Here is a 15,446-nt window from a genome sequence, read left to right as displayed (position 1 = left end):
AGAATCACAATCAAATACAAAACCGAATGATGTCATTCAGGAGAAGAAAGCTTAGCTTTCGCCGAAGGAGTTGCACTCTCAGGTGTCGTAAGACGGGACTGGTTGACTGACGGACTTCTGGAGAGACCTAGATAGACACATTTCTATCATTTAAGGCGCCGAAGGGGCAAGGTAGCATCAGCTGCCCAATCTCTCAGGCAAAAGGACAGAAGATAAGTTAATTTCTTAATATTACTTAAAATGAGTGATAATTAAGTCTTTTTTCCTTATCTTGCTACAATTCAGAAGTTATCCTAGGATAACTTCTTTTTGTTTGGCATCGTAGGTTTTAAAAAGGAGAATTGTTTTATGTTAGAATTTTTTAATACTCTGGACAATATTGTCTGGGGGGCGCCACTTCTGATTCTATTAGTTGGTACAGGTGTTTATTTAACAATCAGATTAGGGCTCTTGCAAATTATCAAATTACCCAAAGCCTTCAAGCTTATTTTTGCTGATGATAAGGGCTCTGGAGACATTTCCAGTTTTGCTGCACTCGCAACTGCACTTGCAGCAACAGTAGGTACTGGTAATATTGTTGGTGTAGCGACAGCTATTAAAGCCGGCGGACCTGGAGCACTCTTCTGGATGTGGGTTGCTGCTTTCTTTGGTATGGCTACAAAATATGCCGAGGGTCTTCTTGCAATTAAATACCGCACTAAAGATGACAAAGGTGAAATTTCTGGTGGACCAATGTACTATATCGTCAATGGTATGGGACAAAAATGGAAACCACTCGCTGCTTTCTTTGCTATTTCAGGTATCCTTGTAGCATTCTTTGGTATCGGTACTTTCTCTCAAGTTAATTCGATTACTTCTGCACTTGATAATAGTTTTGGTATTTCACCAAAAATCGCTAGTGTTATTTTAGCTGTTTTAGTTGCAGCAATTGTATTTGGCGGAATCCAATCTATTTCAAAAGTTGCTGAAAAAGTTGTGCCTTTTATGGCCATTATCTATATTATCGCTGCTGTTGCGGTCATTGCAGTTAACTATAATCAGATTATTCCAATGTTAGCTCTAGTTATCAAATCAGCCTTTACTCCTGCTGCCGCTGTTGGTGGCTTTGCTGGTTCACTAGTTAAGGATGCTATTCAAAAAGGTATTGCTCGCGGAGTCTTCTCTAACGAGTCTGGCCTTGGTTCTGCACCGATTGCTGCTGCTGCTGCTAAGACAAACGAGCCAGTGGAACAAGGTTTGATTTCTATGACTGGTACTTTCATCGATACAATCATTATTTGTTCCCTAACTGGACTTTCTATTTTGGTTACTGGACAGTGGACAACTGAATTGCAAGGAGCTCCACTTACTCAAGCAGCTTTTGCTTCAGTTTTTGGAAATGCAGGAAGCTTGGCTCTCACATTCTCTCTTGTCCTCTTTGCATTTACTACTATTCTTGGTTGGTCTTATTACGGTGAGCGTTGCTTTGAGTTCCTTTTTGGTACTAAAGGAATCAATGGATACCGTTTGATTTTTGTTTTAATGATTGGTTTAGGAGGATTCCTAAAACTAGAACTCATTTGGGTTATTGCCGACATCGTTAACGGTCTTATGGCCATCCCAAACCTGATTGCCCTCTTGGCATTATCACCAATTATTGTTAAAGAAACTAAAAATTACTTTTCAAGATTATAATAAAAAAGTCCGTATGGACTTTTTTACTTGTTAAATTATTGAAAAATCATGAGATTTTCAGAAAGAAAATTGACAAACGAAACTTGACACTTTATAATAGTAAAGTCAATTATTTGATATTAAATTTCTGATAATAGACTTCGAATAGTCTTAAATGACTATGAAGAAATTCCGAAATTAGGAGACTATTATGCATAACATTTTATCGTCCATAGACAGTTTCGTCTGGGGACCACCACTTCTTGTTCTTTTGGTTGGAACAGGAATCTATCTTTCAACTAGACTCGCTTTACTCCAAGTTTTTAAACTACCTAAAGCCTTAAAACTTATCTTCACTGCCGAAAGCAAGGGACAAGGTGATATCTCCAGTTTTGCTGCACTAGCTACCGCTCTGGCAGCAACAGTCGGTACAGGAAATATTGTTGGTGTCGCTACTGCAATTAAGCTAGGTGGACCAGGTGCCCTCTTTTGGATGTGGGTCGCTGCTTTCTTTGGGATGGCAACAAAATATGCTGAAGGTGTTTTAGCAATTAAATATCGAACACAGGATGCAAATGGTGAAATAGCTGGCGGACCTATGTACTATATCGTCAATGGTATGGGGAAAAATTGGAAACCACTTGCTGTTATCTTTTCAATTTTTGGTGTCATGGTTGCCTTACTTGGTTCTGGTACCTTTACACAAGTAAATTCGATTACAGATTCACTTAATAATTCTTTCGGTTTTAACCCTAAGATTATTAGTATTTTACTTGCCATCCTTGTAGCAATTGTTGTCTTTGGCGGTATTCAATCTGTATCAAAAGTTGCTGAAAAAGTTGTTCCATTCATGGCACTTATTTATATTTTAGCTGCCTTAACAGTTCTAATCTTTAATGCTTCTGCTATTTTACCAAGTGTTATGCTAGTATTAAAATCTGCCTTCACTGGCCAAGCGGCTACAGGAGGCTTCGCTGGTGCTACAATCATGGTGGCCATACAAGCAGGTATTGCTCGTGGAGTCTTCTCAAACGAGTCCGGTCTTGGTTCTGCACCAATTGCAGCTGCGGCCGCTAAAACAGAAGAACCAGTCGAGCAAGGTTTGGTATCAATGACAGGTACCTTCATTGACACTATCATTATTTGTACATTAACTGGATTAACAATCATCGTTACAGGTGGATGGTCAAGCGCTCTCAACGGAGCATCCTTAACTCAACAAGCTTTTTCAACTGTATTTGGTCAATTTGGTATCTTTGCTATGACAATTAGCTTAGTTCTCTTTGCTTTCACTACTATTCTTGGATGGGGTTATTATGGAGAACGATGCTTCGAATTCCTTTTTGGAACACGCGCCATCCCAATTTATCGATTTATTTTTGTTCTAATGGTAGCAATTGGGGGTTATCTTAAGTTAGAATTAATCTGGATAATAGCAGACATCGTAAATGGACTTATGGCAATTCCAAACTTGATTGCACTATTAGCTCTGTCACCAATTATCATTAAAGAAACCAAAAGCTACTTCAGTAGAATTCAAAATGTAGATTAAAGCTCAGAAATGAGCTTTTTTTCATGTAAAAACACTATATTATTATGAAAAAATATATAAATATGGTATAATGTCAAGATATTGATTTTAAAAGGAGTTTTAGGAATGTCACCTACTGAAAATTTAAAACTAGCAAAACGTGGCCCTATTGTCAGTATTGCTGCCTACCTTACAATAACAATAGCAAAGCTTATTACTGGCTATTTACTGGACTCCTCTTCATTAATCGCCGACGGCTTTAACAACCTATCCGACATAATTAGTAACGTTGCCTTATTCATCGGATTACATCTAGCTAGTAAACCAGCTGATGAAGACCATCGCTTTGGTCATTGGAAAATAGAAGATCTATCTAGTCTGATTACATCAGTCATCATGTTTATCGTTGGATTTCAAGTTCTATTCCAAACCATACAAAAACTATTCTCAAATGAACACGCAGCTATTGACCCTGTAGGGGCAGTTGTTGGACTTGCCTCTGCAGTTATCATGTTCTCTGTCTACGCATACAATAGCACCCTATCTAAGAAGGTCAAATCCAGTGCTCTAGTTGCTGCTTCTAAGGATAACCTGTCTGATGCTCTAACCTCACTAGGAACAGCAATTGCCATTCTTGCAGCCTCTGTTAACCTAGTGATTATTGACCGAATTGCAGCCATTATCATCACCTATTTAATTCTAAAGACTGCCTATGATATTTTTATGGAAAGTGCCTTCAGTCTATCTGACGGATTTGATGATAAACAACTTCGAGATTATGAAAGTGCCATTTTACAAATTCCTAAAATCACAGCTGTTAAATCGCAGCGCGGACGAAAATACGGAAGCAATGTCTATCTTGACATAGTTCTTGAAATGAATCCAGACCTTTCCGTTTATGAAAGTCATGCTATCACAGAACAAGTAGAACAGCTCCTAAGTGACCAATTTCATGTTTATGATATCGATATTCATGTAGAACCTTCAGCCATTCCAGAGGATGAGATTTTTGAAAATGTTTCAAAAAAACTGTATAAGAATGAAAAAATTATTCTTTCTAAAATACCAGATTACGAAGAATATATTTCAAAAAATTTCCTGATGATAGATGAGAGTGGTCAATTTCTCGCTGCAGATGAATTTTTAGCTAGAAACAAATACTACCCCTGCAATTTTAAATATTTTAAAATTCAGTCCATCAGTCAAAAAACAAAACTAATTACATATGAACTCAACAATGAACGCCATACAAGCATTTGGCGTCGACACGAAGTGTGGTTCCTAATCTTCCATCAAATAACACCAATAAATAAATAAAGAAAGAAAGATCCTAAACCTTAGTAAAAAGGTCTTAGGATCTTTTTATTATAGAGACACACAATCTGACATAATTCCTTGAAATAAAGTTTGTTTTGGGGGCTATAAATGTTTTTTGGAAATTGATCTGACTAATTCAATATCAGGCTTACTCAAATAGCCAGCACGACCTACTCCTGATAAAGCAAGCATTGCAAAAACCTCTTTCAGATAAAGACTACGACTCATTCGTTTTAACATTTACTACCTCTCAATCTTAGATTTATTTAGAATACTAAAACCTGATCATCTTTACAATAAATACATATCAATTTTCAATATTTTCTGAAATTATGTTAGTAATTATCATTTTTACAAACATAAATCAGGTGATTCCATTTAAGTGAGAAATAAAAAGAGAGAAGAAATTCAAAAGATTTCAGCTGTATAGCCCACCGATTTTTCACTTCCATCTCTGCAATCCTAGTAGCTCTAAACTTTAGTCGAATGAATTAGCTTTCAGACAAGGAACTGAGGCGCTGGTAGGCATCTCCAACAGTCAGTGAAGTGACTGTTGGAGGTGGGTCTTAAAGAAACATCTTTCACTCAGCCAAGAATACGGCAAGACTAAAATGACGATGATCAAAGTTAATTCAAATGACTACATGGGGCGGTACAAGTGTGAAAAGATAAAGCAGACAAATAAGTTAACCTTAATATCGATTTTTGAAAAATCGAAAGAATATTCAAAACTGCAACCTTTCGATAAATTTCTAAACAAAAAAGAGGCTGGAATTTTCTGCCCAGCCTCTTTGGATTATTATTTAACGTTTTCTGTTGCAACGTCTTCTCCAAACCATTTTTCAGAGATTTCTTGGAATTTACCTTTTTCATAGAGAACTTTAAAGGCTTCATTAATCTTTTCTACCAGTGTAGTGTCAGATTTTCTTGCACCAGCTGCAAAGGCATCTGTTTCATAGCCAGCATCAATGATATTGTAATCGTCTAAAATACCTTCTTCTGTCAAATAGTAGTTGGCATAAACTCGGTCAATCAAAAGCCCATCAATACGGCCATTATCTAAGTCAATCAAGGCTTCAGTGAAGGTAGAATATTGTGTAGCATCATTACCAGAAACAATATCTTTCAAAATTTCTGAATTTGCTTCAAACATTGAGTAACCAGCTGAACCAGCCTGAGCACCTAGAACTTTACCAGACATTCCATCCACTGCAGTAATATTTGAAGATTTTTTAGTTACAAGAACTTGTTCATTAACCATGTAAGAGTCAGTAAACAATACTTTTTCTTGTCGTTCTTTTGTAACTGAATAACCATTCCAAATTAAATCAATAGTTTCATTGTTCAACTCAGTTTCTTTCATGTCCCAATTAATCGGCTGCCACTTAACTTTAATGTCATATTCAGCAAAGACAGCTTCAGCCAATTCAATATCAAAACCAACATTTTGACCACTCTCATTCTCAAATCCCATTGGAACGAAAGTATTATCAAAACCAATGGTAATTGATTTATTAGTTTGATAGGTTTCCCATTTATCTGAACTTGTTTTTTCTGTTTTTGAACCTGAGCTACAAGCTGCCAATGTAACAGCTCCTAAAATTGTAGCTGCACCTAAAAGAACTTTTCTAAATTTCATTTTCCCACCTAAACTTTCTTTTTATTTTGGATTAATTTTAAGAATATGATCAGAAATATTTTCTGCAAACTGTAAATCATGAGTTACAACGATTTGAGTCATACCAGCTTCGCGATTTTGCAAAATCAGTTGCTCTACTTCACGTCTTAATTCAGGATCTAGTGCACTTGTTGGTTCGTCATAACCAATAATTTGCGGATCAATCATCATTGCACGTGCTAGAGCAACGCGTTGCTTCTGCCCACCCGACAATGAATATGGATAAACATTAGCATGTTCCGCTAAGCCGAGACGTTTCAACAAATCATTTGCCTTATCCTTAGCTTCTTCTTTTGTCATTCCCATTGTTTTTGTAGGAGATAAGATTAAGTTATCTAATACTGACAAATGAGGGAATAATTGAAAATCTTGAAATACAAAACCAAGCAAGTTCAAGTTTTCTAAATGATCGATTGGAACAGACTCACCATTATAAATGATTTCACCTGAATCAATTATTTCCAGTCCTGCTAACATACGGAGAAGTGTTGTCTTTCCTCCGCCTGATGGACCAACCAAAGATAAGATTTTACCATCTTCTACAGTCAAATTAAACTGATCAAAAATTTTTTTCTGACCAAACTGTTTTGAAATATTTTTTAATTCTAACATATGGTCTCCCTATCTATAATAACTAAATTTCTTCTCAGCTCGTTTTGAAATCACAGTCACAACACCAATTAAGATGAGATAAATAGCGCCAGCAATAAACATTGGTGCGAGTGTCGCATCACGGTTTGCTGCAATTTTACTTGCCATCAACAAATCACCAACTCCGAGTACATAAACCAGAGATGAATCCTTCACCAAGTTGATGATTTCGTTGAATACACTAGGCATCACAATTTTAAACACTTGTGGCAGAATAATATAACGAATGGTCTGTAATTGACTAAATTTCAATACCTTTGCTGCTTCATACTGCCCCTTTGGAATTGCTTCAATTCCTCCACGGAAAATTTCAGCAAAATAAGCCGCATAGTTTAATGTAAAGGCCAGAATAGCAGCCGGCATACGATCAAAAACGATACCTACACTTGGGAGAACATAATAGAAGAAAATGAGTTGCAAAAGCAAGGGAGTTCCTCGCATAACCCAGACATAAAGTGTCAATAACCATTGAAGTGGTTTTAATCTTATTTGCATAAGAAAAGCTAAGGTTGCACCTAGCGGAATAGATAGAATGATAACAATACAAAAAACTTGTAAAGTAGCTATTGCTCCATTTAAAAGACTAGGTAAAACTTGTAAAATATATGACATAGTTACTCCTGACATTATTATGAATCCATTATATCAAATTTTCAGAAGATTTTGAAGAGTAGTTTCCAATAATAATTTATAAAAATACAGCCTTCTCATTAAAACGAGAGGGCTGCTGTTGTAATTAGATTTTTTTTACGAATTCAGATTTGAGCTTCATTGCTCCGAAACCGTCAATTTTACAATCAATGTTGTGATCACCTTCAACAAGACGAATATTTTTCACACGTGTACCTTGTTTAATATCTTTTGGTGCACCTTTAACTTTCAAATCTTTAATAACTGTAACTGTATCTCCATCAGCAAGACGAGTACCGTTGCTATCAAGAACAACCAAACCTTCTTCAGCAGCAGCTACTTCATTTGGATCCCACTCATAAGCACACTCAGGACATACAAGTAAAATACCATCTTCGTAGACATATTCAGAATTACATTTTGGACAATTTGGTAAATTCATTATTTACTCCCTTTTTTTAATAATTATCTATAAAACTATTTTACTGTACTTCATGCTATTTGGCAAGGTTATGGCAGTTAAAAAGAGCTGAAATTGCTTTCAACTCTTTAAAACATTTTAATAAAATCTAAACTGCTTCTACACTTTCAACAATTTCAGCAATTAATTCTTTATCATCAAGACCTGTGACTTCAGCTACAACTTGATACAAAGGTTTTGAATCTAAGAGTTCTTGAAGTTGTACAGATTGTTCGTCAGTAGCATCTTCATATTTGAAAACGTAAGCAACTGTCTTTAGGAGATTTGAATAAGACAAACCACGTTCTTTCAATTCACGAATTGGACGAATAAAGCGCTCATCAAAGCCAAGTTTACGAATTGGTGTACGAGCAACACGCGTTACATCATCAATGATAAATGGATTCTCAAATCTAGATATAATAATCTTATGATATTCTACTAAAGCATCCTCATCAAAGCCCCATTTAGCAATCAAAAGACTACGGATTTCTCCAAGGACAGCTTCGACCTGTGCCTTAACTTGATTGTCTTGAAGCGCTTCAAGAATTGTCTTAGCCCCATAAAAAGCTCCTGTATAAGCTGATGTAGCATGACCAGAGTTAACTGAGAAAAGTTTACGTTCAATGAATGGTTCCAAATCATCTTCGTAATGAACACCATCTAGTTTCAATCCAGGATTTTTCATACGACTGGTTTCCACTACCCACTCATTGAATGGTTCAACAACTACAAAGAGAGGATCTTCATGAGTCTGTGCAGGAACAATACGGTCAACAGCTGCATTTGGGAATCCTACAAATTCTTCAGCATAAGCTAAACCATCTTCTGAAAGATATTTTTTTACTTCTTCATACAAGAATTGTGATCCGCCAATCATATTCTCACAAGCAAGAACATCAAATGGTGTTTGATTACCTGCTTCACGACGTGCTTCAATCCCTTTAGCAATTAACTCTGCAATAAATGGCAAGATGTTTGGTCCAATGGCAGTTGTCACCAAATCAGTCTCTTTAATAGCTGCAACTACTGCTTCTGGGTCTTTACCATTGTTAATGCCATTAACATTTGAAACCGCAATGTGTCGTTGACCTTCTTCAGCAATTTCAATTTCATAGGCTTTTCGTTCTTGCAATGCATCAATAATTTTTTCATTTACATCTACAAAATCAATATGGAAACCATTTTCAAATAGAATTTCTCCAATAAATCCACGGCCGATATTTCCTGCTCCAAAATGTACTGCTTTACTCATTTTTTACTCCTCTATTCAACACTATCTAACAAACGGACAACTTCATCTTCAGACTGAGCATCTGCTAATTTAACAACATTATCAATATCAGCACAGAAGATAGAAATTTTTTGAATAATTTGCAAGTGCTCGTCACCAATACCAGCAATACCGAATAGCACTGTAGCTACTTGAGGATCCTCTTCGGTTCCAAAATTAACACCATCAGGAACTTGAACAATTGTAATCCCTGACTTAATAACTTTTTCTTTAGCTGAATCTGTTCCGTGTGGAATAGCAATAAAGTTACCCATATAGACTGAGAGCTCTTTATTACGTTGAATCATCGCTTCAATATAATCTTCCTCAACGTATCCACCTTGGAAAAGCATTTGTCCACAGAATCGGATGGCCGCTTCTTTGTTGTCAAAAGCTTGATTAAGCTTGATTAATTCCTTTTGAAATTCCATGTTAATTCTCCAATTTTTTGATTTTTTCTGTAAATATTTGATTCAGTAACTGATAAATAATATCTTTATTACCAGTCTTATAAATTTCTGTATAGAGATGATTTTCAATAATAGATTGGCTGATAGCTGACATCAAATCTCGTATTTCTTCACTCTCACCCATTCGAGTTAACATGACTAAAATCCTTGACACATTCTCTGTTTCATGATTCATTGATAGGGCTTCTACCGGAGCTTCCAAATCAAAAATCATAAAACAACTTTCAGTTACACGACTAGAATAAGTATGTAATAAAGCTAGGTGTGTTTCTGGTATAGCCATTGGGCTGATTTCAAAACGCCTTAATAACTTTTGAGATAGATAATCTTTATCCGAAATATAATCAATTTTATTGACCACCATAGGAACAGTTTCTTCAAATGTCGGCAAATTATCTAAATGTTGATAAGAAAAACGTTCGAGTAAAATTTGACTAGCCAAAAAGTATTTCTGGAAATCATACTCGCCATCAAAAATTTTTTGCTCCCTTACCCTTACTTCCCTATTTGATTGCACTTCCTGCAAGTAATCCTGTAACTGCAGCATCTCTTTACCATCAGGATAAATTGATACCACCTTTACTGATTCATCTTTTAATAACTTAGTTGTTAAAATGCAATCGTAATACTCATTGTCTACTTGACTAAACCTTAAAGGCGGTTTAACATGAACAGCTTCAACAAATGGTGCCATAGTTTTTATACGTGTAATCAATAATTCTCTGGCTAAAGGTCGCTCATCTGTTAATAGTAAAATCACAATTGGATAAATATCAGGACTTCGTCTCAAACTTGATGCAAAATGCAATGTAATGAGTTCAAGTTCTGATTCACTTTGTAAATAACGTGGAAAGATTTCCATTACTAGCAGACTAACCACACGGTGTAAGTATTCACTATGCTGCAATGCTGAATGAGCAATAACAGCATTTGAATTATCTTCAAACAAAGTTGGGACTGCTAAACTTAAACGAATGTGATTAAACAAGAATTTGAAAAGCACCCTATCCTTAGCAAAATTTATCTTGGTATATAAGGCAACTTTATCAATCAAATTAGATACACTGTAATAAAAGACACTGTCGAAATTTTCATGAAAGAGTGGCGTCTCTTGACGTTTGATTAATAGTTCATCTAATATGGACGCATAGTATAGAATTTCTTGAATACTGTAGAATTGCCCCGTTACTTTCGAAAACTCGGCATAGACAGATTGAGTAAAATCAAGTGAGACCTTACTTACTAACTTAGCGTTCCCAGGAGTCACTCCATGATTTGCCAAAGCTAACAAGATGATAAAAAATTGACTCATCTTAGCATCCATCTCTGGCAAGTTTTCTTGATATTTTTGAAAAATAGCTGACGCTTGATTGAAGGATTGATCATAGCTTTCATGGTAATATCCATAATCTTGATTCCCAAAGTCAGAGACTGGAATAGTATTAACCATTAAAATAGCTAAGAGTCTTCTTGCATTATTTTGGTTTAAATCAATTTGATATCCTTTTTTTCTCCCTAATATCAAATCAAAATCTGCTAGACGTTTCTCAATATCAGCAATATCCTGAATAATGGTGACATTACTTACTCCAAACTCAGTTTGCAGCTCTTCATTAGTCACTTCTCCTGATGTTGTTAATAGGCGGTAAGTAATTAAATTTAGCCGTTCATTTCGTGTGTATGTTACTTGACTAGAAAATTGCCTCAAATTTTCTAATTCACCAGCTAAAATATATCTGTTACCTTCTTTAATAATACTGATATTTAATGTATTTAAACTTGTTGTTAGATCAGAAATCGTTCGATAAACAGTTCGTTTAGACACCTTTAAAATATCAGAAATATTATCAATTGAAAGCTTTCCATAATCTTGGAAAGCTTTCAACAAATGTTCTTCTCGTTTTGTTAATAGCATAAACTTATTATACTACTTTTCTTATCTTACTTATGCATTCTTTCAACCATTTTGTCATACTCAGGCGTTGTTACAAGGCTGTCAACAATTAGGACTTGTGCATGTGGCGCGAATTGTTGCGCCTGAGCTTGATTGGCAATGGTAGTTACGATAAGAATGTTTTTTGAATTGAATCGACCTAAATCAGTATTTGTTGCTTTTGAGACAGGAATACCGATTTGCTTGTTTTTGAAGATAGCTTTAAGAGTTTCTTGACCCATTGTGGCAGAACCTTTGGCATTTCCATAAGCAAAGACAACTTCATCGATATAGTTAAGATCAACTTCAGCAACTGCTTGAGCCGAAGTTGCTTCAGACTTTGGGCTAGCGTCACCACTTAGAAGAGTTACAATTTCATCGTATTTAGGTGTAGCAAGGAAATTGTCTACTGATACGTGCGCTGCACTTGGAGTGCGTTCAGAAGCACGGGCAGCCAATTCTTGTTGCGTAACGATTAATGTATTTGGCTCATCAGTTAAGTTAGAGATAGCTTTATTTGATACTGGAATATTTAGACCAGCTTTTTTAACTTTGTCACGAAGGATTGATGCTCCCATAGCTGAGCTACCCATACCTGCGTCACAAGCGAAAATGATTTGTTTAATTGAATCTGAAGAGATTCCTCCTGCTGCAATTGGTGCTTCTTTTCCTTTAGATTGAGCTTTAGCTGCTTGAGTTGCTGCTACAGATGCTTCAAAATCATCTTCTTCAGATTTATCTGCTTTAAGAATAACAGAGGCAACCAGGAAGGCAACAAGAGCACCAACGAATACACCAGCAAGGACAGCCAAGTGGCTACCTTTAGCAGTCATACCAAGAATAGCAATGATTGAACCTGGCGACGCTGCACCAGTAAGACCAGAACCAAGCAATTGGTTAGTGAAGGTACCAGACACACCACCTGCAATAACTGCAAGGAACATAGCTGGTTTCATCATAACGTATGGGAAATAAATTTCGTGGATACCACCAAGGAAGTGGATGATTGATGCACCCCATGCAGAAGATTTAGCTGAACCTTTACCGAATACGATGTAGGCAAGTAGGATACCCAAACCTGGTCCAGGGTTTGCTTCAATAAGGAAGAGGATAGATTTACCAGTTTCTGCAACTTGCGCACCACCAAGTGGGGTAAAGATACCATGGTTAATAGCGTTATTCAAGAAGAGAATTTTAGCTGGTTCAACCAAAATGTTAGCAAGTGGCAAGAGTTTAGCATCGACGATTGCTTGAACACCATTACCAATCATTTCAGTCAATGTTGATACAAGTGGCCCAACTGCCCAGAAGGCAAGAATAATAAGTGCAAAACCAATCAAACCTGCTGAGAAGTTGTTAACCAACATTTCAAATCCAGTTGGAATTTTTTCTTGGAATTTTTCATCAAATTTCTTGATGCACCATCCTCCAAGAGGACCCATAATCATTGCTCCGATGAACATTGGTACACTAGCACCGGCTACGGCACCAAAGGTTGCGATAGCACCAACAACTGCACCGCGTTGTCCATGAACCATATGACCACCAGTATAACCAATAAGTAGTGGCAAGAGGTAAGTAATGGCTGGACTAACGATAGTTGACAATTGTTCGTTTGGAAGCCAACCAGTATCAATGAAAAGTGAGGTCAAAACACCCCAAGCAATAAATGCCCCGATATTAGGCATAACCATATTTGAAAGTGACGTGCCCAGTTTCTGAATTTTCACTTTCAATGATGAATTGTTTTCCATAAGAAAACCTCCTTTATTTCTTGACTTTATTATATGACAATTTCATGTGACACAAAACTCAAACTTTGGCACAAAATTTGTGACACACGTTGATAAGTGTTGCAGAATAATTTAAAACTGTTAAAGACATTATTATCGAAATTATTGAATCAAGTCATGGGCATAGCTTCAAATCTTTAAAAGTCGCTTCTATGATTGCAAAAAAGACAAATACCAATTTCGGCATTTGTCTTCGAAAATAGATATTATTCAACAGTTACGGCTTTTGCCAAGTTACGAGGTTTATCAACATCAAGACCACGTTGTAATGATGCAAAGTAAGCAATCAGTTGTGTTGGAATGACCATAGCAATGGTCGCCAAGAACGGGTGGACTTTATTGACAATAATATCGTCTCCTTCTTTGTTAAGACCTTCTTCAACAATGGTTAAAACATGAGCTCCACGTGCAGCAACTTCTTGAATATTACCACGAGTATGAGCAGCGACTACTTCACTAGATGAAATCAAACCAAGAACAGGTGTTCCCTCCTCAATCAAAGAGATTGTACCATGTTTCAATTCACCAGCTGCAAAACCTTCACATTGAATATAAGAGATTTCTTTCAGCTTCAAGCTTGCTTCCATAGCTACATAGTAATCATTGCCACGACCAATATAGAAGGCATTACGAGTTGTGCTAAGAAGGTTTTGAACTTTTTCAGCAATAGCATCTTTCTCAGAAAGTGTTGCCTCAATTGATTGTGCTACAATTGACAATTCGTGAACAAGATCAAAGTCAATAGCTTCTTGTTTACCATTTGCTTCACCAACCGCTTTTGCTAAAAATGCTAGCGCTGCAACCTGCGCTGTGTAAGCTTTTGTAGAAGCTACAGCAATTTCTGGTCCGGCGTGAAGAAGCATTGTATAAGTTGCTTCACGAGAAAGTGTAGAACCAGGAACGTTAGTCACAGTCAAACTTGGAATACCTGCTGCATTTGCTTTAACCAAAACTTGACGACTATCTGCTGTTTCACCTGACTGGCTGAGCAAGATAAACATTGGTTTCTTGCTAAGTAGTGGCATATTATAACCCCATTCAGATGCAACTCCAAGTTCAACTGGTGTATCTGTCAATTTTTCAAGCATTGATTTTGAAGCAAATCCTGCATTATAAGATGTTCCTGCTGCCAAGATGTAAATACGATCAGCTTCTTGTACAGTTTTAACGATTTCTGGATCAACATTCATGTTTCCATCTGTATCAGCATAAGTAGAAATCAATTTACGCATAACAGTAGGCTGTTCATCGATTTCTTTGAGCATGTAGTAAGGATATGTACCTTTACCAATATCAGACAAATCAAGCTCTGCAGTATAGCTACCACGTTCTACAACATTTCCATCATAGTCAGAAACAGTAACTGAATCTTTTGTCAAAATAACAAGTTCTTTATCGTGGATTTCCATAAATTCACTTGTTTCACGAATCATAGCCATGGCATCTGAGCAGACCATGTTATAACCTTCACCAAGACCAATAAGAAGAGGTGATTTATTTTTAGCGACATAAATTGTATCTGGTTCTTCAGAATCAACAAGTGCAAATGCATAAGAACCTTCAATAATATTAAGGGCTTTCTTGAATGCTTCTAATACTGATAGACCGTCTGTAACAAATTGACCAATAAGGTGAACAGCAATCTCTGTATCAGTTTGTCCTTTAAGAGTATGCCCTTCAAGATAAACTTCTTTAATCTGAAGATAATTTTCAATTACACCATTGTGAACTAAGACAAATCGTCCTGTTTCTGAAGTATGGGGGTGAGCATTTTCTTCAGTCGCTTGTCCATGTGTAGCCCAACGTGTATGACCAATCCCTGTTGAGCCAGCCACATCAATGCCAATTTTAGCACGAAGATCTGCAATACGACCAACTGACTTAATGAGACGTCCATTATTTGCGCCATTAACAACATAGATACCTGCAGAGTCGTATCCGCGATACTCTAGTTTTTCAAGACCTTGCATTAAAATATCAGTTGCATTACGATTACCAACTACACCTACAATACCACACATAATTTTCTACTGGCAGCAGTTGTTTCACTACTGCCT

The 15,446-nt window shown here is 36.5% G+C and carries 13 protein-coding genes and 2 riboswitches; of the genes, 3 read left to right on the top strand and 10 right to left on the bottom strand.

Annotation, left to right across the window (positions count from 1 at the left end):
• Nucleotides 1–27 precede the first annotated feature (27 nt).
• Nucleotides 28–107, top strand: a riboswitch (glycine riboswitch).
• A riboswitch (glycine riboswitch) is annotated at nt 108–219 on the top strand.
• A gap of 129 nt (nt 220–348) precedes the next feature.
• From F601_RS0111900 to F601_RS0111890, 3 genes are all read left to right on the top strand, one after another.
• Nucleotides 349–1,674, top strand: coding sequence for an alanine/glycine:cation symporter family protein (locus F601_RS0111900; protein WP_018165909.1), 1,326 nt, complete (start codon nt 349–351; stop codon nt 1,672–1,674).
• A 190-nt stretch (nt 1,675–1,864) separates the two neighbouring features.
• The gene (locus F601_RS0111895) at nt 1,865–3,205 is read left to right on the top strand and encodes an alanine/glycine:cation symporter family protein (RefSeq protein ID WP_018165908.1); all 1,341 of its coding nucleotides are present in this window, start codon (nt 1,865–1,867) and stop codon (nt 3,203–3,205) included.
• Between the two features lie 105 nt (nt 3,206–3,310).
• Nucleotides 3,311–4,501: a cation diffusion facilitator family transporter gene (locus F601_RS0111890; protein ID WP_018165907.1), complete on the top strand. Its 1,191-nt coding sequence runs from the start codon at nt 3,311–3,313 to the stop codon at nt 4,499–4,501.
• A 102-nt stretch (nt 4,502–4,603) separates the two neighbouring features.
• Here F601_RS0111890 and F601_RS13190 read toward each other — a convergent pair whose 3' ends face one another.
• The 10 genes from F601_RS13190 to glmS all read right to left on the bottom strand — a co-directional run bounded on the left by F601_RS13190 (nt 4,604) and on the right by glmS (nt 15,410).
• The gene (locus F601_RS13190) at nt 4,604–4,741 is read right to left on the bottom strand and encodes a hypothetical protein (RefSeq protein ID WP_018165906.1); all 138 of its coding nucleotides are present in this window, start codon (nt 4,739–4,741) and stop codon (nt 4,604–4,606) included.
• A 559-nt stretch (nt 4,742–5,300) separates the two neighbouring features.
• On the bottom strand, nt 5,301–6,140 hold the full coding sequence (locus F601_RS0111880) for a transporter substrate-binding domain-containing protein (RefSeq protein WP_018165905.1): 840 nt from the start codon (nt 6,138–6,140) through the stop codon (nt 5,301–5,303).
• A 21-nt stretch (nt 6,141–6,161) separates the two neighbouring features.
• On the bottom strand, nt 6,162–6,791 hold the full coding sequence (locus tag F601_RS0111875) for an amino acid ABC transporter ATP-binding protein (RefSeq protein WP_018165904.1): 630 nt from the start codon (nt 6,789–6,791) through the stop codon (nt 6,162–6,164).
• A gap of 9 nt (nt 6,792–6,800) precedes the next feature.
• Nucleotides 6,801–7,442: an amino acid ABC transporter permease gene (locus tag F601_RS0111870; RefSeq protein WP_018165903.1), complete on the bottom strand. Its 642-nt coding sequence runs from the start codon at nt 7,440–7,442 to the stop codon at nt 6,801–6,803.
• A 124-nt stretch (nt 7,443–7,566) separates the two neighbouring features.
• Complete coding sequence (locus F601_RS0111865) at nt 7,567–7,902, bottom strand: zinc ribbon domain-containing protein YjdM (RefSeq protein ID WP_018165902.1); 336 nt, start codon at nt 7,900–7,902, stop codon at nt 7,567–7,569.
• Nucleotides 7,903–8,029: 127 nt separating this feature from the next.
• Nucleotides 8,030–9,175 carry a mannitol-1-phosphate 5-dehydrogenase gene (locus tag F601_RS0111860; protein WP_018165901.1) on the bottom strand — a complete coding sequence of 382 codons (1,146 nt, stop codon included), beginning with the start codon at nt 9,173–9,175 and terminating at the stop codon, nt 8,030–8,032.
• Nucleotides 9,176–9,186: 11 nt separating this feature from the next.
• Entirely contained in the window at nt 9,187–9,624 is a 438-nt protein-coding gene (locus F601_RS0111855; protein WP_018165900.1) for a PTS mannitol transporter subunit IIA, read from the bottom strand.
• A gap of 1 nt (nt 9,625) precedes the next feature.
• Nucleotides 9,626–11,578, bottom strand: a complete 1,953-nt coding sequence (locus F601_RS0111850; RefSeq protein ID WP_018165899.1) for a BglG family transcription antiterminator — start codon at nt 11,576–11,578, stop codon at nt 9,626–9,628.
• A gap of 26 nt (nt 11,579–11,604) precedes the next feature.
• Nucleotides 11,605–13,350, bottom strand: coding sequence for a PTS mannitol transporter subunit IIBC (locus F601_RS0111845; RefSeq protein ID WP_018165898.1), 1,746 nt, complete (start codon nt 13,348–13,350; stop codon nt 11,605–11,607).
• 245 nt (nt 13,351–13,595) lie between these two features.
• Nucleotides 13,596–15,410, bottom strand: coding sequence for a glutamine--fructose-6-phosphate transaminase (isomerizing) (gene glmS / locus F601_RS0111840; RefSeq protein WP_018165897.1), 1,815 nt, complete (start codon nt 15,408–15,410; stop codon nt 13,596–13,598).
• Between the last annotated feature and the right edge of the window lie 36 nt (nt 15,411–15,446).

It is taken from the genome of Streptococcus henryi DSM 19005, from assembly GCF_000376985.1.
Taxonomy (GTDB): domain Bacteria; phylum Bacillota; class Bacilli; order Lactobacillales; family Streptococcaceae; genus Streptococcus; species Streptococcus henryi.
The sequence above is the reverse complement of the archived record's forward strand: the minus strand, read 5'-3'. Positions and strand labels throughout refer to the sequence as shown.

What these genes read in the sequence shown, in the direction of transcription:
- F601_RS13190 (WP_018165906.1), bottom strand. Translation starts at nt 4,741, where the DNA reads ATGTTAAAACGAATGAGTCGTAGTCTTTATCTGAAAGAGGTTTTTGCA.
- F601_RS0111890 (WP_018165907.1), top strand. Translation starts at nt 3,311, where the DNA reads ATGTCACCTACTGAAAATTTAAAACTAGCAAAACGTGGCCCTATTGTC.
- F601_RS0111900 (WP_018165909.1), top strand. Translation starts at nt 349, where the DNA reads ATGTTAGAATTTTTTAATACTCTGGACAATATTGTCTGGGGGGCGCCA.
- F601_RS0111880 (WP_018165905.1), bottom strand. Translation starts at nt 6,140, where the DNA reads ATGAAATTTAGAAAAGTTCTTTTAGGTGCAGCTACAATTTTAGGAGCT.
- F601_RS0111850 (WP_018165899.1), bottom strand. Translation starts at nt 11,578, where the DNA reads ATGCTATTAACAAAACGAGAAGAACATTTGTTGAAAGCTTTCCAAGAT.
- F601_RS0111870 (WP_018165903.1), bottom strand. Translation starts at nt 7,442, where the DNA reads ATGTCATATATTTTACAAGTTTTACCTAGTCTTTTAAATGGAGCAATA.
- F601_RS0111845 (WP_018165898.1), bottom strand. Translation starts at nt 13,350, where the DNA reads ATGGAAAACAATTCATCATTGAAAGTGAAAATTCAGAAACTGGGCACG.
- F601_RS0111865 (WP_018165902.1), bottom strand. Translation starts at nt 7,902, where the DNA reads ATGAATTTACCAAATTGTCCAAAATGTAATTCTGAATATGTCTACGAA.
- glmS (WP_018165897.1), bottom strand. Translation starts at nt 15,410, where the DNA reads ATGTGTGGTATTGTAGGTGTAGTTGGTAATCGTAATGCAACTGATATT.
- F601_RS0111895 (WP_018165908.1), top strand. Translation starts at nt 1,865, where the DNA reads ATGCATAACATTTTATCGTCCATAGACAGTTTCGTCTGGGGACCACCA.
- F601_RS0111855 (WP_018165900.1), bottom strand. Translation starts at nt 9,624, where the DNA reads ATGGAATTTCAAAAGGAATTAATCAAGCTTAATCAAGCTTTTGACAAC.
- F601_RS0111860 (WP_018165901.1), bottom strand. Translation starts at nt 9,175, where the DNA reads ATGAGTAAAGCAGTACATTTTGGAGCAGGAAATATCGGCCGTGGATTT.
- F601_RS0111875 (WP_018165904.1), bottom strand. Translation starts at nt 6,791, where the DNA reads ATGTTAGAATTAAAAAATATTTCAAAACAGTTTGGTCAGAAAAAAATT.